This is a genomic window from Exiguobacterium sp. s91, from assembly GCF_018618915.1.
In the GTDB taxonomy this organism is placed as follows: Bacteria; Bacillota; Bacilli; order Exiguobacteriales; family Exiguobacteriaceae; genus Exiguobacterium_A; species Exiguobacterium_A abrahamii.
Map to the genome: position 1 here is coordinate 1,757,862 of NZ_JACSMZ010000001.1, position 17,559 is coordinate 1,775,420.

A 17,559-nucleotide genomic window follows, 5' to 3' on the forward strand; every position below is an offset into this window, starting at 1 on the left:
CGAAAAACCGCCGAAGTCGCCTTCAGCGGTTTTTTTAGTGAGGTAAGTGCGCAACCGGCACGGTGCCCGACTTGACTCGTTTGTATTTCATATACATCGCGAAGCGCCACGGTGCAATCATTCCGAAGGCAACGAGATAAAAAATCCCACCCGTTTCGAAGATATCGATCTGCCCGCCGATGAAGAACTTCACAACCGTCCGAATGAATAAGATACCGAATAAGACGATGAAAAAAGCTTTCGAACGTTGCAAATAAATCTGCCCTTCTGCTTCATAAAAATTGGATGTCTTGATCAAAAAGATGCTGAAGATGGCTCCAATGAGCAATGCTTCTGCCACTTCCGTCCATGTCAGACGGGATGCTGGGTATAAAAACTGTAGCATCCCCGTCGACATCGCAAAGGGCGGGATCAAGATTTTTTTAGCATTCGTCGGTTTTGCTGATGCCTTCACACGAATGAAGCTGATCAGCAATCCCATGACGAGCGCTACCCCAGTTGATATCCAAATCATCCGATCACTTCCTTGATTAAAATCCAGTGAATCCGACGATGTCACTCATCCATGCTGCGAATTTACTTAAGCCATCAAAATACAGCATGACTCCGAACACCATCATCAAGGCTCCCCCGAATTTCGTTAATTTCAGACTATACTGCACGAACAAGCGCGAACGACCGACGAAGAACGCCATCAATAAGAACGGAATCGAGAAGCCAAGGACATACGCGAGCATGTAGAACATGCCTTGACTCGGATTGGTCGCAGCTAATCCGATGACGCCTGCGAGAATCGGACCTGTACACGGTGTCCAACCGGCTGCAAACCCGATTCCGACGAGTACCGTCCCGACGTACCCCCCTTTTCGTTCCCCGAGATTCAGTTTCTTTTCACGCATCAAGAATGTTGGTTGCCATAATCCGACGAGAACAATCCCAAATACGAAGATGACGAGTGCCCCAACCATCCGTAACGTATCCCGATATGTGATAAAGACATCTGCGAATAACGATGTCGATAACCCGAGCACAACGAATACCATCGCAAAACCAACGAGGAACGCTAACGTATGAAACAAGGATCGCTTTTCTCGTACGCCCCGTTCTTTTAAATCCGTTACCGACACGCCTGTGATGTATGAGAGAAACACAGGATACAGTGGTAGCGTACACGGAGAGACGAAAGATAATAATCCTGCTCCAAACGCTAACCATAACGAGAGCTCCATCATGAGCATCCCCTTTCCTTTACTACTATAGAAGAAGTTCCTCCTCTATTTTGCCAAACTCATCTGCATTTAGCACCTATTATCTCACAGAAAGTTGCAAAAGATTCGTGTCCGCCAAAATTACAAAAAAATTACATTTCGTCGATTTTACTGAAATCTCGTTGCGCCTCGTAAATGGACTTGCTAGAATATGGATACGACACCAATGTAAGGGAGACTGCTATGACGACACAACAACTATTGACGTTAGCCATCGAAGCCAAACGTAGCGAACTATATCATCAAGCTGACCAGTCCAGCTTCACCTCCCCGCGTGTTCTACAACTTAGTCATGAACTCGATGTCCTGCTTTTAGAATATTCACGCATCGTCCAAAACTATACCATTCACGGTTCGAATGAACCGCTTTTATCTTAATGCACGATCTGGTCAGCATTCGAGTGCGAATGCTGACTTTTTTATGGTTTCTTATTTCTGATGGAGGTGCTTTATGTCCGCTCTTACATTCATTGCTAGTTCTCGTCCTCTCTATATACCTGACGATCTCCCCCAATTATACGTACATGAAGTCGAAGCGATTGAATACGTATCATTGAAGCGAGGAAGGTTCACGATGCCTTACCTGTACACGATCGAAGGTGCTGATCAGTGGGAGTTCATGATTTACTTACAGCGTTATATGGAAGAAGGAGATGTCCTCGAGTTGCTTTATATTGAAAATCAAAATGACAGCATGCATGACCATCTACCATCCGCCCCCTTACTAGAGCCGATTGAAATCAATATTCGACAGCGAACGTACCAAACGATTCACGGCACGTTTCAGCTTTCCGCTAACGATTGGATGCAGGAATTGTTCCATCGTTCTTACCTGACAGCGTTCGGCGTGACGACGATCGTCAAGTATTGATCTGCGTATCCTCCATTTCACTTTTTCATCACTAGACGATAGAAGGATGACATAGTTTCTATTTTTAAGACTTTTTTCTGTTGAATTGTGCGAATCTTTCAGCAAAAGTAATCCAAAAGACCTACAAACATCCGTTTTTCATAATCAGTATGTCCTATCGATGACAAAAACCGACCTTTTGCAATCTCGTTGTCACAATAGCCCGGTTTGTAACTCGAATGACATTGACCTGTAAACGCACAGGTCAGTTTTGCCGTGTAAAGTAGGAACAGTAAACACAGCATATGTCAGGAGGACATCAATAATGAAAAAAGCAGTTTTCGCTGCCGGTCTTGCAGCAACAGCTCTATCAGTAGGATTTGCCCAAGAGACAGAGGCTGCCTCAGAAACGGTAACAGTAAATACACCAGTACTCAACGTACGCACAGCACCTACAACTGCATCAGCAGACGTAGGCAATGTATATAAAGGTCAAACATTAAATGTCGAAGGACGTTCTGGCGCATGGATCCAAACACACATTAACGGTCAAAAACGTTATGTCCATGGCGCGTATACGTCTGCAGCAGGCTCATTCGACTTTAAAAAAGCGACAGTTACTACGGCAGTACTAAACGTCCGCACACAACCAACGACAAGCTCGAAAGATGTCGGTAACCTCTACAAAGGCGAAAAAGTCAACGTAGAAGGTAAAGTCGGTGCATGGATCAAAACAACAATCGATGGTAAAACACGCTACGTACACAGCGACTATACTTCACTCGCTGGCGTATCGAAAGCACCAGCAGCACAAGCACAACCAGCTGCTAAACCAGCTGCGAAGCCAGCACCAAAAGCAGCTGCTAAACCAGCAACTGCAACAAAACAATCGACACCTGCAAAATCAGGTACGAAAGTGACAATGAACGTCACTGCTTACACGAACGACCCGTCTAACAACGGTAGCCAACTCTACAACGGTCGTGCGTTGACAGCAAGCGGTTATGACGTTACAAATACGATCACGTACAATGGTATGCGTATCGTAGCAGCTTCTTCACAATACCCAATCGGTACACGTATGCACATCGAAGGCATTGGTGAAGCAATCGTACTCGACCGTGGTGGCGCAATCCAAGGTAACAAACTTGACCTTCTCGTTGGTTCACAACAAGAAGCACTTAACTGGGGACGCCAAAACGTCACAGTCACAGTCTACTAATCAGAACAAACAACCTGCCGGGCGAGGCCGCCTGGCAGGCTTTTTTTATATCTTTTTTTAAGAGACCGTGACATGACCGGATTGCAACTGATACATCTTCTTATACAGACCATCTTGTGCGATTAATTCTTGGTGATTTCCTTGCTCGATTACTTCCCCTTGATGCAACACAAGAATCAAATCTGCATCTTGAATCGTCGATAGACGGTGGGCAATGGCAATCGTCGTCCGCCCTTGACGCATCCGTTCAAGTGCGACTTGAACTTTCTCCTCTGTCTCCGTATCAATCGAACTTGTCGCTTCATCGAGGATCAGGATTTTCGGATCCCGCGCCATCGTGCGTGCGAAGGAAATCAACTGACGTTCCCCAGCTGAGAACGTCGCCCCCCGTTCCGCAACGGGACTGTCATATTGCTGGTCCAGTTGATTGATGAATCCGTCTGCTTGTACGAATTTGGCAGCCGCTTCGACTCGATCAAAGGAAATCGAACTATCGAATAATCGAATGTTATCAGCGACCGTTCCCGTGAACAAGAATGAATCCTGCAACACGAGTCCGACGTGTTGCCGTAGTTCTTCTTCCGATAACTGCTCAAGCGGTTGACCATCAATCAAGATCCGACCCGATTGGTACGCGTAAAAGCGCATCAAGATATTGATGATCGAACTTTTTCCACTTCCCGTATGACCAACGAGGGCAATCGTCTGTCCTTTTTTCGCCTCGAACGAAATCCCTTTCAAGACATCTTTCTCTCCGTCATAACTAAAGCGCACGTCTTCAAAGACGATATGTCCTTCCGATACTCGTGCATCCCCTTCGAGTTGTTTCGTTGGTTCTGGCTCATCCGTATCGAGGACCTTGAATACACGGTCTGCTGAGACGACAGCTTGTTGGAACTCGGACAACCGTTGCATGATTTGCTGAACCGGTTGGAAAATCCGCTCCATGTAGCTGATGAAGGCATATACGACACCAACTTGGACCGTTTGTGAGAACGATAGGACACCGAAATACGTTACGAGTGTCGCAATTGAAATGGCGAGTAACAATTCAATGATTGGTCGCAGTAACCAACTATCAAGCTTCAAGTTCTTATAACGTCCATTCTGGTGGGCAACGTTCGTCTCCTCGAATTCTGCCATCAAGCGTTTTTCTTGGCGGAATTGTTGAATGATCGCCATCCCGTTAATGGATTCGTTCAGTTGGGCATTGATTTTCGATAGTAAATCGCGGACTTCCGCGTAATACTTCGTCGAATACTTTCGGTAAATCCAAATGATGAAATAAAACAATGGTAACAACAGTAATGCAATCGTCGCGAGTCGCGGCTCTAGTAGATAGAGGAAGATATATGTTCCAATCAACTGGACACCACTTTGTACGAATGTCGACAAGACACCGATGTAGAGCTCCTTGATTGCTTCCGTATCGTTCGTGATCCGGGACACGAGCACTCCGGCAGGCGTCCGGTCAAAATAGGCAAGCCGTAGGTGCATGACATGACGGAACACATCAATGCGTAAGCGTTGAATGACTTGCAAGGCAATCTTTTGGAATTCGAACGCCTGTAAGTAATCGACGATGATCCCTGTCGTATGCAGTAACAAGTACGCTGTAAATAAGAGTGCGACTTCCTGTACTGGATACGTACCCGGTGCGACGTATTCATCAATGAAAATCTTGACGAGATACGGTCCCCCGAGTTTTGCTGCTGTCGTAATGAACAGCAGGATGAAGGCAATGCTGACCTGCTTTTTGAACGGTTTGACGAAATCAAGCAATCGCTTCAGGACGGCTTTTTCATTGATATCATGATTCATTCGGAACGCCCTCCTTGTTCGACAAGTGATTCTAGTTGCTGGCGATCGTACGTCTCTTTATACCAACCGTCATGAGCGAGTAATTGCTCATGTGTGCCTCGTTCGATGATCCGACCGTCTTCAAGGACGATGATCTCATCGGTATGCGACACAGCCGATAACCGGTGGGCGACGATGATTTGCGCTTGATCGTGATCCGCCGTCCGGAAGTGGTGGATGATCGCTTCCTCGGTCTTGGCATCGACCGCAGACAAGGCATCATCGAGCACTAAAATCGGACAGTCCGCTAGTAACGCCCGTGCAATCGAAATCCGTTGTTTTTGACCGCCGGATAACGTCACCCCACGCTCCCCGACCATCGTCGCGTACCCTTCCTTAAAGCCGAGAATGTCCTCATGGACTGCTGCAATACGTGCCGCTTCCATGATGTCTTCCATTGATGCATCCGGTTTTGCAAAGGCAATATTATCAGCAATCGACGCCGAGAATAAGAAATGATCCTGTGGAACGATCGCTACTTGACGACGGACGGTGTCACGCGTCAATTGTTTGATGTCTCGTCCACCAATCGTGATGGCGCCTTGTTTGACGTCGTATTCGCGAGACAATAAGCGAACGAACGTCGATTTCCCGGCACCAGTCTTTCCGACGATTCCGAGCGATTTACCGGGCTTCAATGTCACATCGATGTCTTGTAAGACCGGTTGCGTATCATAAATAAAACGCTCAATCCCAACGTGGAGTTCTGGTGATGAAACACGCGTCGCTGCTTCCTTCGCGTCTTTAATTTCCGGTTCGATCGCAAGCATCCGCTCGATCCGATCGTAAGAAGCACGACCACGTTCGACGATGTTGAACAACCAACCGAATGCGAGCATCGGCCACGTCAATAAACCAAGATATGTAGTGAATGAGACGATGTCACCGATTCGGATCTCACCTTGTTGTAACAGGTACGCACCGTATCCGACAGCGATGATGTACGATAGACCAACTAATCCAAAAATCGTCGGGTCAAACAGCGCGTCGATTTTTGCGACACGACGGTTTTTTTGGACGACGTCATCCGATAGATCCGTGAACGTCTGCACATCAGATTCAACTTCCCCTGTTGCTTTTAAGACGCGGACACCACTAATGCTTTCCGCGACCTTATCATTCAAATCGGAGAAGGCTTCCTGCGCGTCATGAAAACGCGAATGTAACATTTTCCCGTAGCGTGACGTCAAGTAGACCATCAGCGGCATCGGTAGAAGTGATACAAGCGTCAATTTCCAACTGATCGTCGTGACCATCGTGATGATGACGAAGCTCCCCATCGTCACCGAGTCGACGAGCGTTAGAATACCGGCACCCGCTGTCATCGATACCGCTTGTACGTCGTTTGTCGCATGCGCCATCAAATCTCCGCTCCGATATTTCTTATAGAACGATTGATCCAAATCTGAAAAATGACCATACAGTTGACTGCGTAACAATCGACCGAGACGAATCGATGCCCCAAAGATATGAAAACGCCAAAAATATCGAATGAAATACGTCGCGACCCCGATGAGCAACAATGTACCTGCGAGACGAATCAAATCATTCTTCGTCAAGCTCCCCTCACTTAGACCATTGACTGTCGTCCCGATGATCTTCGGTGGAATGAGTTCTAATGCTGCTACAAAAATCAAGCAGACGACCCCAAGACTATATGCTTTCCATTCTCGTCGGAAAAACCAACTGAGTTTCCTGAAGACTCCCATTCAAGTCTCCCCCCTTTTTTAAATCCTATGATTATTTGAAATAGTCTCACATTTTAGATTAGTTCTCTTTCTAAAAAATAGCAAATAAAAAGGAGACCATTTGGTCCCCTTTCGTACAGCTTATTTTTTAGGTGATTTCATTGAACCACTCATTGAACGCATCACTTGGTTGACTTTCTTTTGTGATGGCTTTTGACCCATTTGCATCATCAATGTCTTAATCATATCTTCGTTGATTGGTGGGTTTTGCTCCAAGTAGTTCATCATGTATCGACGAGCGATATAGAAACCAAGGGCGACACCTGCTACCAAGCAAAGAAGGGCAATTAAAATCCAAATCCATGTAGCCAAGTTGCTTCCTCCTCTAACTTAAAACGTCGCTTTTTACTATACTATAATTCCAATTGTTTGCATAGATGATAATAGATGAAAAACGAGCCCGACGTAAGATCGGACCCGTTTTTCCGGAAATGATTATCCGAGTTGCTTGACTGTCGCTAAAACGTTCTCAACAGACATGCCGTATTCTTTCAAGAGGAAGTCTCCAGGAGCAGATGCGCCGAAACGATCGATTCCGATGACTTGTCCTTCTGTTCCTACATATTTGTACCAACCGAGTGAAGCCCCTGCTTCGATTGCTACACGTTTCGTGATGTGTTTCGGAAGAACTGATTCTTTGTACTCTGCTGACTGTGCTTCGAATACTTCCCATGATGGAAGCGAAACGACAGCTACTGATTCACCAAGTTCTTTTTGTGCTTCAACAAGAAGGTGCACTTCTGAACCCGTACCGAGCAAGAGTGTATCAGCTTTCGTGACGTCACCAGCGATGACATAACCACCTTTTTCAGCGCCTTCCGTCGTCGTGCCTTCAAGTTCAGGAAGACCTTGACGTGTCAAGACGAGAAGTGTTGGTTTGTCTTTTGCTTGTACCGCTGTTTTCCATGCTGCGATTGTCTCTTTTCCGTCTGCTGGGCGGTAGATCGTGACGTTCGGCATTGCACGGAAGCTCATCAAGTGTTCGACTGGCTCGTGTGTTGGACCATCTTCACCGACAGCAATCGAGTCGTGTGTCAGAACGAAGATTGATGGAAGTCCCATTAATGCTGCTAAACGAACAGCTGGACGGAGGTAATCCGAGAAGACGAAGAATGTCGCACCGTAAGGAATGACGCCGCCGTGAAGTGCCATACCGTTGACAGCTGCTGCCATTGCGAATTCACGTACACCGAACCAGATGTTACGACCGCTTGGGTCGATATCGAAGTCTGCTTCGCCTTTGAGCATCGTGTTGTTCGATCCTGCAAGGTCAGCTGAACCACCGAACAATGTCGGAACGTTCTTCGCAAGACCGTTCAAGACTTCACCACTCGTTTGACGTGTCGCTTTTTTCGATGACAAGTCGTACGTCGGAAGATCTGCTTCCCAGTTGCTTGGCAATTCGTTTGCGATTGCGCGAACGAGTTCAGCATGCAATTCTGGGTGCGCTGCTTCGTATTGTTTCATCGTCTCGTTCCAAGCGTCTTCTGCAGAAGCACCGCGTTGGACGATCCGCTCGTCAAACAATGATTTGACTTCTTCAGGAACGTAGAACTCTTCGTGATCCCAAATGTAGCTAGCTTTCGTCAACTTGATTTCTGCTTCACCGAGTGGTGCACCGTGAGAAGCCGACTTCCCTGATTTGTTCGGTGAACCGAAACCGATGACTGTCTTGACTTCGATCAATGTCGGTTTTGTCGTCTCTGCTTGTGCCGCCGCGATTGCTTTCGAAATCGAATCGATATCCGTTCCGTCTTCTACGCGAATGACTTGCCAGTTGTACGCTTCGAAGCGCTTCTGGACGTTTTCAGAGAATGATTTATCAAGATCGCCGTCAAGTGAGATATCGTTTGAATCGTACAATACGACCAATTTACCAAGACCAAGGTGACCTGCGAGTGAAGCCGCCTCAGCTGAGACACCTTCCATTAAGTCTCCATCTCCACAAATTCCGTATGTGAAGTGATCGACGACGTTGAGATCGTCACGGTTGTATTTTGCTTCAAGATGACGTTCTGCCATCGCCATACCAACTGCCATTGCGATCCCTTGACCAAGTGGACCTGTTGTCGCATCTACACCAGCCGTGTGACGGTATTCCGGGTGACCTGGTGTTTTTGATCCCCATTGACGGAATGATTTAAGATCATCCATTGATAGATCATATCCCGATAGGTGGAGGAGTGAGTAGAGAAGCATCGAACCGTGTCCGGCTGAAAGTACAAAACGGTCGCGGTTGAACCATTCTGGATTTTTAGGGTTGTGGTTCATATGATCCGCCCAAAGCGAGAATGCCATCGGCGCTGCTCCCATTGGCATACCTGGGTGACCCGAGTTCGCCTTTTGTACGGCATCAATCGATAAGGTACGAATCGTATTAATTGCTAATTGTTCTACTGTCGTCATGTTCGTCAAAACAATCATCCTCTCTCTTTTTCACAAATTCCTACTCATTTTAGCACACTCTTAAATGTGATACAACTTTTCTAAATAGTATGTCACATTAAAATGAATGCGCTATCTATAGCCGTTCTATCGACTCATACAGGATGCATGAATTGATGAAAGATCGTTATTAAGATGTATTGCTATCGTACAATGTTTCCTATCTAACCAATCTAACAAAAAAAGAGATCCACCGATTGGGGACCTCTTCCTTACTATAGAAGAAATAAACGATTATTGTTTATTCCGTTCTTCTTCTTGTGCTTGTTTCAATTTCTCTGGTGTTACGTCCGTTCCTTCTTCATCGACGATTTTCATGCCCATGAGTTGGTTTTTGAACGATCCACGGAATGCTGCGAGATACGCTGCACGTAACTCTTTTTGCTCTGCGGTTTCGGCTTCTGATAACGGCTCGACTTTTGATTTATTCGCTAATGCATTGATTCGATCTAATTGCTCTTGTGATAACATGGAATCCCTCTTTCTGTACGACTCAAACTTGAGTTATTCAATTGTATCCTTACTTTAAAATAGGCTATAAAAAAAAGCAAGTTAACCGCGTCAGTCGACGGGTAACTTGCTTTTCATTCCGGGCTAGGTGTCAGTTCGCGGTATTCAAGATATCGACGATTGACCGTTGCCTTTGAAATATCATGTCCCATCCCGCGAAGCGTAATGGCGATATCTGAAAACGTCAGTCCGAGTTCACGGAGGCGTACGATTTCTTCGATCGGTACGTCCTTTCGACTACGCCCAGCGTTCTCTCCTTGGCGATTCAGATTTCGTTCCGGACGAAAGCCTTGTTCGACAGCTCGCCGCATGCCGCGCGCGATTTTTGCATTATGCAGTTTCCGTTGATATTCTTCCACCAGTGAGACGATCTCAAGGACCATCGCTTCTGCATCAGCAAGCTGGTATTCTCCATCAGAATCAAGTGTCATCAACCGAACACCGTGCTTCTTAAACGTGTGCAAAATAGCGATTTTCGCATTCCCTCGACCAATCCGTGTGTCATCCGTCACGAGTACCGCATCTACCGCATCACGTGTCACATGGTCAAGAACCGTCAGCATCCCTTCCCGATCGACGTCATATCCACTCTCTTTTTCAGAGACGACATCCACGACATCAAAACCCTTTTGAGACGCGACCTTCGAAAGCTCCATCCGTTGGCGTTCGATCGAACTATCTTGTGCTTCTTTTTCGGTCGACACCCGACAATAAATCACGACCTTCATCGTACCTCACATCCCTGTTCGTTCTTTCACAACTTTTCCATTTTGTCATTGTTGTGCGATTGGTACAACGATTTTGCTTTTTGAGATGACGTGTTTTGTCTCGACATCATTATTTTTAATCAACCAGTTGACGTATTCTTCATCTGACATCGAACCGTCATTGTAGACTTCAGCAATTTGTTCGACTGTGGCGTTCTCATCGACAGTAACGGAAGCAGTCATTAGTTGCGCCACTTTTTCATCCGGGCGCGGTGTGAGTAAAAAGATCACGAAGGCAATACTTAAGGCATAGAAGAGAATTGAAAAAGCATGAGTACGAATCGTATGAATCATCATGAATCCCTCCAAATATGAAATGAATGAGTTAGAATAAATGTTCGCGGAACAATTGTTCGCATAACTCATAATAAACACAGAACCCGTGTTCGGTCAACACAAAATGTCGAACAATTGTTTGTACGCTCATTTGTTCTATGTTATAGTGAATCTAGAAACATATATTCTTACATTTCAAACTTCAATCCAGAAAGAGGTGGCAATTCGTATGCGGAAAATGTCTAAGCGCCAACAAGAGATTCTCGACTACATCGTCTCTGAAGTGAAACTGAAGGGGTATCCACCATCAGTTCGTGAAATCGGAGAAGCAGTCGGACTCGCGTCTAGCTCGACGGTACACGGTCATTTGGATCGACTCGAGAAACGGGGAATGATTCGCCGTGACCCGACGAAACCACGTGCGATTGAGATATTGCTTGATAAGCCTGAAGAAATCACGGAAGCCATCGTCCATGTTCCCGTCATCGGGAAAGTCACAGCGGGTCTTCCGATTACAGCGATTGAAAATATCGAAGAACAGTTCCCGCTCCCTGCACATTATGTAGGAAACGAAACGGTCTTCATGTTGACGATCGATGGTGAATCGATGATTAATGCAGGTATTCTTGACGGCGATCGTGTCATCGTGCGCCAACAAAACACAGCAGAAAACGGAGAAATCGTCGTAGCTATGACCGAAGATAGCGAAGCGACGGTGAAACGGTTCTTCTTAGAAGATCAACAGGTACGTTTACAACCAGAAAATGACTCGATGGATCCGATGTATTTCGATAATGTCTCCATTCTTGGTAAGGTAATCGGCGTGTATCGGACGATTCATTGACGGAGGGACCAGTTACGACTGGTCTTTTTTCATGCCTTCAGGAAATGTACATGATACCGTCAATACCGTCGCACTGACGGGTTACGTTGCGTATTCGGTCGCAACGCAACAAACCGATTGGTTACCAACCGCCATCGGTATCGCTGTCGGTACCCTTTGGTTGTCACCCGACCTCGATTTAAAGTCAGAACCTTATTATCGCTTTGGACCATTTCGAGTCTTGTGGATGCCGTATGTCAAGATCATGCCTCACCGATCGATCTGGTCGCATGGACTGATCATCGGAGACATCATTCGGCTTCTTTATAGTGCTGCGATTCTGATTCCGCTACTATTTTTAAGTCTATATTTTCAGGTTCTTGATTCTGCTACGATTGATTCGTGGTTCGCTTCCCTGCCAGCTTTTGTTATTGGCATCATCGTAGCCAGCACGATTCATATCCTACTAGATTATTCCAGCAGTTGGTTTCGACCTAAAAAAAGAAAAAAACGTCGTCGGTAACACCTCTTTTGCTTGCTTGCAGGCAGTAAGAGGTGTTTTCTTATCCACTTTTACGTATCTTTAAACATCAAAATAAAAAATTTCCATTCCTATATTTCAATTATATGTATTGAAAACGTTCTCAAATCGGAGTAATTTAAAGTAGAAAGGCCATTATCTGCTTTAATCCAAAGGGAGGGTTTTTGCATGAATAACTTTGTATTGGAAATGATCGGTACGATGATCCTCATCCTGCTCGGGGATGGAGTCGTCGCCGGTGTCGTCTTGAAAAAGACGAAATCGGAAAACAGCGGATGGATCGTCATCACGTTCGCTTGGGGTCTTGCCGTCATGACAGGAGCATTCGTAGCTGCTGAAAGTGGAGCACACTTGAACCCCGCATTGACGATCGCACTTGCTTTGAACTCTGACCTACCGTGGGCAGACGTTCCGATCTACATTGCCGGACAACTTGTCGGAGCTTTCATCGGCGCCATTCTCGTTTGGCTTCATTACATGAAACATTTTGAAGCGACTGATGATCAAGCTGCAAAACTCGGTGTGTTCGCAACAGGTCCAGCGATTCGTCATACGCCGTCGAACTTGATTTCTGAGATCATCGGGACATTCGTTCTCGTCTTCGGTATCTTGGCACTCGGTTTAACGACGTTCGGAGACGGCTTAAAACCACTCATCGTCGGTTTACTCGTCGTCGTCATCGGTCTATCGCTCGGTGGTACAACAGGGTATGCCATCAACCCGGCTCGTGACCTTGGACCGCGTATTGCGCACGCTATCCTACCAATTCCGAATAAAGGTTCATCTGACTGGGGCTATTCATGGATTCCTGTCGTTGGTCCAATCATCGGTGGAGCGATTGCCGTGTTCATCTATCAATTAATCTACTAAGATCACGTCTCACTAACACATACCGCTCAAGGGGGATTTCGAAATGGAAAACAAGTATATCCTAGCACTCGACCAAGGTACGACAAGCTCACGTGCGATCATCTTCGATCACGATGGGAAAATCGTCAACTCGGCACAACGGGAATTCAAACAGTACTTCCCGCAACCAGGCTGGGTCGAACATGATGCAAACGAAATCTGGGGTTCGATTCTTGCTGTCATGGCTGAAGCACTCGGTACAGCAGATATCAAACCTGAGCAAATCGCTGGAATCGGCATCACGAACCAACGTGAAACGACAGTCGTCTGGAACAAAGAAACAGGCAGACCCGTCTATCACGCACTCGTTTGGCAATCGCGTCAAACGTCTGGTATCTGTGATGACTTAAAAGAACAAGGATTGAACCAGAAATTCCGCGATAAGACAGGACTTTTGATTGATGCCTACTTCTCTGGGACGAAAGTCAAATGGATCCTCGATAATGTCGAAGGTGCGCGTGAACAGGCGGAAAACGGTGAATTGCTCTTCGGTACGATCGATACGTGGCTCGTTTGGAAACTGTCTGGTGGAAAAACGCACATCACGGACTACACGAACGCTTCACGGACGTTGATGTACAATATCTACGAACAAAAATGGGATGAAGAGTTACTCGATATCCTCAGTGTTCCTGCTTCCATGTTGCCAGAAGTTCGTCAGTCGAGTGAAGTCTACGACAAAACGGTACCGTATCATTTCTTCGGTTACGAAGTGCCCATCGCTGGTATTGCGGGTGACCAACAAGCCGCACTCTTCGGTCAAACGTGCTTTGAAGCAGGTGAAGGGAAAAACACATACGGAACAGGTTGCTTCATGCTCATGAATACGGGTGAGAAAGCTGTTTCTTCTGATCACGGTCTTTTGACAACGATCGCTTGGGGCGTCGATGGAAAAGTGGAATATGCGCTGGAAGGTTCAATCTTCGTCGCTGGTTCTGCGATCCAGTGGCTCCGTGATGGACTCCGGATGCTGAAAAATGCGAAAGATTCAGAAGGTTACGCAACGAAAGTCGACTCAACAGACGGTGTTTATGTCGTTCCTGCCTTCGTTGGTCTCGGTGCGCCATACTGGGATTCAGATGTTCGTGGCGCAATCTTCGGGTTAACACGAGGAACAGATAAAGAGCATTTCGTTCGGGCAACGCTTGAATCACTCGCTTATCAAACACGCGATGTATTGACAGCGATGGAACAAGATTCTGGTATCGAACTGAAGACACTTCGTGTCGACGGTGGTGCAGTAGCGAATAACTTCTTGATGCAGTTCCAATCGGACATCCTCGGCGTTCCTGTCGATCGTCCAGAAATTAACGAAACGACAGCACTCGGTGCAGCCTACCTGGCTGGATTAGCTGTTGGTTACTGGAAAGATAAAGCGGAGATCAAAAAACAATGGAAACTGGATCACCAGTTCAAACCAGAGATGAAAGAAGACGATCGTGAACAACGCTATGCTGGATGGCAAAAAGCGGTGGAAGCGACTATGGTCTTCAAACCATCGAAATAAAACAATTAACCCGGTCCCTTTTGCAGAGGGACCGGGTTTTCACTGTCTTATAAAAACTACAATAAAGTCATTTTAAAAGTCATTTTTCTAACACCAAACTCAAAAGTGTCGCCTCAGCACATACATCATAATTCTTTGTGCTACTCTTTCGCATAGAGGAGTTCACATGTATTCCTTTCCATATATAATGTGGATCACTCATTTTTCTCTAGCATGATCATGTCGATCGCCTGTATTCCGTTCTCCCAGATTTCCTCTGGATACGACCGAAAAAAATCTTTTTTTATATCATATAGCCGGAAACCAAGCTTTTGGTAGAAAGCTAAATTATCAATACTCGAATTAGCCGTTCCTACGATGAAATGATGATACTCTTGTTCCATATATTGTTCGAGCGTTAATGAGATGATCCTCTTTCCTAACCCTTGACCCTGTTGTTCTTTTTTGATGGCGACGTTTTTTATTTCCATTGTATCTTGATTAATTTTGGTCATAGCAATAACACCCATTACATGCCCAGATGAATCTTCGAGATAATACAGGTCACCGTTAGGTAAATATTCATAAATCTTATCGATAGATTCATCAGCCAGTAATAATAAGGGGATGAATGTCTGCTTTTTGGTTTCAGTGTCTGCTTTCCTTAACGTATAACTCAAGAACTCACCTCATTCTTTACATTCTTTTACTGTCCTATTTATGTACATGCATTATGATAACAATTTTCATAGCACCATTTCATTCAGATATGAAAGAATCCCCATTGCATTGAAGCAAAGGGGATTTGATCCTTATTTGCTAAACTCTTTTTTCAATCCGTCTTCAATCTCATCAACGGATTTCGACTGTCCGCTAAGAACAGCTGCTAAAAACGCGCCTTCGACGAGTGGTGCGTCGATAAACCGAACCGTCCGTTCGCCACTGTATAGTTCAAGGGCCAGTTCCGTGTTCATCGTCGCAGAACCGATATCCGTTAAAACGACTCCATCATCGTCCAGTGTATTCAGTGTTTCTTCGATTCGCGTCGCGTCCGTTCCAATGCTACCGTCCTCAAGACCTGCTGCTATTAAGACTGGCGTATCCGGTGCCATCTCTGCTAACAGTTCCTTTAGTCCAGTCGCAAGCTTTTCACTATGGGAAACGAGTACAAGATTAACCATGAAGCACCTCCGCGATTTCGCCGAGTAACAACGCACTCGATAGACTACCTGGGTCCTGGACGCCTTCCGTCGCTTCACCGAAGTAAGACGCACGCCCTTTCGTTGCGATGCGCGCTTTCGTATCAGCAAGCGCTTGATCGATTGCCGCTTTCAAATCCCCTTCTTGCGAGAGCGCCTCTTGAAACGGTGTCCAAATATCGACCATCGTCTTTTGACCGAATTCCGATTTCCCACGCGATTTGATGCCTTCCGTCGCTTCATGGAAAGCATCCGCGAGTTCTGCACCTTCAACTTCTGTTTTCCCTTTGAACGCACCAGCGAACTTAACGAATGCCGTGCCGTACAAAGGACCGGATGCCCCACCGACCGTCTTGATCAGCGTCATCCCGACCTCTTTCGATAAAGCTCCTAAGTCCTCATACTCGCCGTGTTCTTCTAACGTCTTTTGGACTGCTTGGAAGCCACGTGACATATTGATCCCGTGGTCCCCGTCCCCGATTTCCCGGTCAAGGTCCGTCAATTCATCCTTGTGCTGTTCAATCTGTTCCGCTGCTTTGATGAGCGCGCTTCGTAACTGTTCCGTCGTCAACTTCATCTTTGTACACCCCGTTTATCTAAATTAGAATCCAATCGCTTTCGTTTCTGCATCGAGATACCCAAGCAGTTCATCATCCACTGGTAAGAGCGTGATTGAGAATCCGTGCATCTCGAGCGACGTCATATAGTTTCCAACGAACGAACGGGCAATCTCGTAACCGTGTGCCTGAAGTTCTTCCGCGACGTATTTATACGTGATATACAGTTCGGATTCTGGCGTTCCACCCATCCCATTCACCATGACGGCGACTTTTTTGTCTGGTACCTCTTTCGTCAGACGATCGAGCAACTCTTTGACGATCGCATCAACGGAAGCGACCGCTTTTCGTTCAAGTCCTTTTTCACCATGGATGCCGATTCCGATTTCCATCTCGTCGTCATGCAACTCAAAGCCTGGTTTGCCACTCTCTGGCATGTAACATGGTGAGAGTGCCATTCCGATCGAACGAACGCCCTGGATGACTTTTTCCGCAACTGCTTTGACTTCACTCAGTGATTTCCCTTCTGCAGCCGCAGCTCCGGCAATCTTATGGACGAAGACCGTTCCCGCAACCCCACGACGATCCTCTTCCTTTTTGATCGCGATGTCATCATTGACGACGACCGTGTCGACTTCGATGTCCTCGAGTTCAGCGAGTTCCTTTGCCATATCGAAGTTCATGACATCACCCGAGTAGTTCTTGACGACGAGTAAGACACCTTTTCCACCATGAGCTGCCTTGATGCCTTCGAGCACCATGTCCGGTGTCGGTGACGTGAAGACTTCCCCACAAACAGCCGCAGCAAGCATACCATCCCCAACGAATCCAGCATGTGCGGGTTCATGCCCACTTCCCCCACCAGAAACGAGTCCGACTTTTCCATCAAGCGGCACTTTCCGTGCGACGACATTAACACCTTCGACCTTTTTATACAAATCAGGGTGAGCTAGTACGAGTCCGTCGACCATGTCTGAAACGAACCGGTTTGAATCTTTCATTAATTTGTGCATGAAAAACGCTCCTTTACCTAACTGATTTTGCCGTACCACTTAGTCTTTACCACCAAATCAAGTCGAATATGTCGAAAAAAATGAT

The 17,559-nt window shown here is 46.3% G+C and carries 20 protein-coding genes; 7 read left to right on the forward strand and 13 right to left on the reverse strand.

From position 1 onward, the window contains the following. Positions 1–34 precede the first annotated feature (34 nt). Positions 35–514, reverse strand: a complete 480-nt coding sequence (locus KNQ06_RS09190; RefSeq protein ID WP_215148066.1) for a CcdC family protein — start codon at positions 512–514, stop codon at positions 35–37. Between the two features lie 16 nt (positions 515–530). Continuing rightward, positions 531–1,229 carry a cytochrome c biogenesis CcdA family protein gene (locus tag KNQ06_RS09195; protein WP_023467780.1) on the reverse strand — a complete coding sequence of 233 codons (699 nt, stop codon included), beginning with the start codon at positions 1,227–1,229 and terminating at the stop codon, positions 531–533. 222 nt (positions 1,230–1,451) lie between these two features. Between KNQ06_RS09195 and KNQ06_RS09200 the strand changes: the two genes are divergently transcribed. From KNQ06_RS09200 to KNQ06_RS09210, 3 genes are all read left to right on the forward strand, one after another. Then, positions 1,452–1,646 (forward strand): aspartyl-phosphate phosphatase Spo0E family protein, encoded by a 195-nt coding sequence (locus KNQ06_RS09200; protein WP_029341257.1) that lies wholly within the window; start codon positions 1,452–1,454, stop codon positions 1,644–1,646. 196 nt (positions 1,647–1,842) lie between these two features. Then, the gene (locus KNQ06_RS09205) at positions 1,843–2,139 is read left to right on the forward strand and encodes a hypothetical protein (RefSeq protein WP_133208041.1); all 297 of its coding nucleotides are present in this window, start codon (positions 1,843–1,845) and stop codon (positions 2,137–2,139) included. A 304-nt stretch (positions 2,140–2,443) separates the two neighbouring features. Then, entirely contained in the window at positions 2,444–3,340 is an 897-nt protein-coding gene (locus tag KNQ06_RS09210) for an SH3 domain-containing protein (RefSeq protein ID WP_029341255.1), read from the forward strand. Positions 3,341–3,397: 57 nt separating this feature from the next. On the opposite strand, the gene KNQ06_RS09215 is transcribed toward KNQ06_RS09210, so the two are convergent. From KNQ06_RS09215 to yneA, 7 genes are all read right to left on the reverse strand, one after another. Next, the gene (locus tag KNQ06_RS09215) at positions 3,398–5,161 is read right to left on the reverse strand and encodes an ABC transporter ATP-binding protein (RefSeq protein WP_058705250.1); all 1,764 of its coding nucleotides are present in this window, start codon (positions 5,159–5,161) and stop codon (positions 3,398–3,400) included. Next, complete coding sequence (locus KNQ06_RS09220) at positions 5,158–6,909, reverse strand: ABC transporter transmembrane domain-containing protein (protein WP_050678336.1); 1,752 nt, start codon at positions 6,907–6,909, stop codon at positions 5,158–5,160. The genes KNQ06_RS09215 and KNQ06_RS09220 overlap by 4 nt, the downstream gene beginning before the upstream one ends. A gap of 120 nt (positions 6,910–7,029) precedes the next feature. Continuing rightward, entirely contained in the window at positions 7,030–7,260 is a 231-nt protein-coding gene (locus KNQ06_RS09225; protein WP_012370001.1) for a YneF family protein, read from the reverse strand. A 123-nt stretch (positions 7,261–7,383) separates the two neighbouring features. Continuing rightward, entirely contained in the window at positions 7,384–9,372 is a 1,989-nt protein-coding gene (gene tkt / locus KNQ06_RS09230) for a transketolase (protein ID WP_058704276.1), read from the reverse strand. Positions 9,373–9,627: 255 nt separating this feature from the next. After that, positions 9,628–9,864, reverse strand: coding sequence for a DUF896 domain-containing protein (locus tag KNQ06_RS09235; protein WP_035398122.1), 237 nt, complete (start codon positions 9,862–9,864; stop codon positions 9,628–9,630). Between the two features lie 113 nt (positions 9,865–9,977). Further along, positions 9,978–10,631, reverse strand: coding sequence for a YneB family resolvase-like protein (locus tag KNQ06_RS09240; RefSeq protein WP_029341251.1), 654 nt, complete (start codon positions 10,629–10,631; stop codon positions 9,978–9,980). A gap of 45 nt (positions 10,632–10,676) precedes the next feature. Then, positions 10,677–10,964 carry a cell division suppressor protein YneA gene (gene yneA / locus KNQ06_RS09245; protein ID WP_023467771.1) on the reverse strand — a complete coding sequence of 96 codons (288 nt, stop codon included), beginning with the start codon at positions 10,962–10,964 and terminating at the stop codon, positions 10,677–10,679. Positions 10,965–11,175: 211 nt separating this feature from the next. On the opposite strand from yneA, the gene lexA reads away from it, so the two are divergent. From lexA to glpK, 4 genes are all read left to right on the forward strand, one after another. Then, positions 11,176–11,790, forward strand: a complete 615-nt coding sequence (gene lexA, locus KNQ06_RS09250) for a transcriptional repressor LexA (protein ID WP_023467770.1) — start codon at positions 11,176–11,178, stop codon at positions 11,788–11,790. 31 nt (positions 11,791–11,821) lie between these two features. After that, on the forward strand, positions 11,822–12,292 hold the full coding sequence (locus KNQ06_RS09255) for a metal-binding protein (protein ID WP_058704278.1): 471 nt from the start codon (positions 11,822–11,824) through the stop codon (positions 12,290–12,292). Positions 12,293–12,478: 186 nt separating this feature from the next. Continuing rightward, entirely contained in the window at positions 12,479–13,180 is a 702-nt protein-coding gene (locus KNQ06_RS09260; RefSeq protein ID WP_149427048.1) for an MIP/aquaporin family protein, read from the forward strand. A gap of 43 nt (positions 13,181–13,223) precedes the next feature. Continuing rightward, the gene (gene glpK / locus KNQ06_RS09265; RefSeq protein WP_215084609.1) at positions 13,224–14,726 is read left to right on the forward strand and encodes a glycerol kinase GlpK; all 1,503 of its coding nucleotides are present in this window, start codon (positions 13,224–13,226) and stop codon (positions 14,724–14,726) included. Between the two features lie 194 nt (positions 14,727–14,920). On the opposite strand, the gene KNQ06_RS09270 is transcribed toward glpK, so the two are convergent. The 4 genes from KNQ06_RS09270 to dhaK all read right to left on the reverse strand — a co-directional run bounded on the left by KNQ06_RS09270 (position 14,921) and on the right by dhaK (position 17,474). Beyond that, positions 14,921–15,385: a GNAT family N-acetyltransferase gene (locus KNQ06_RS09270; protein ID WP_215148068.1), complete on the reverse strand. Its 465-nt coding sequence runs from the start codon at positions 15,383–15,385 to the stop codon at positions 14,921–14,923. A gap of 132 nt (positions 15,386–15,517) precedes the next feature. After that, a complete protein-coding gene (gene dhaM / locus KNQ06_RS09275; protein ID WP_023467765.1) occupies positions 15,518–15,886 on the reverse strand; it encodes a dihydroxyacetone kinase phosphoryl donor subunit DhaM in 369 nt (122 codons plus the stop codon). Then, entirely contained in the window at positions 15,879–16,481 is a 603-nt protein-coding gene (dhaL, locus tag KNQ06_RS09280; protein WP_029341247.1) for a dihydroxyacetone kinase subunit DhaL, read from the reverse strand. The genes dhaM and dhaL overlap by 8 nt, the downstream gene beginning before the upstream one ends. A gap of 24 nt (positions 16,482–16,505) precedes the next feature. Beyond that, positions 16,506–17,474, reverse strand: a complete 969-nt coding sequence (gene dhaK / locus KNQ06_RS09285) for a dihydroxyacetone kinase subunit DhaK (RefSeq protein WP_023467763.1) — start codon at positions 17,472–17,474, stop codon at positions 16,506–16,508. Positions 17,475–17,559: the final 85 nt, after the last annotated feature.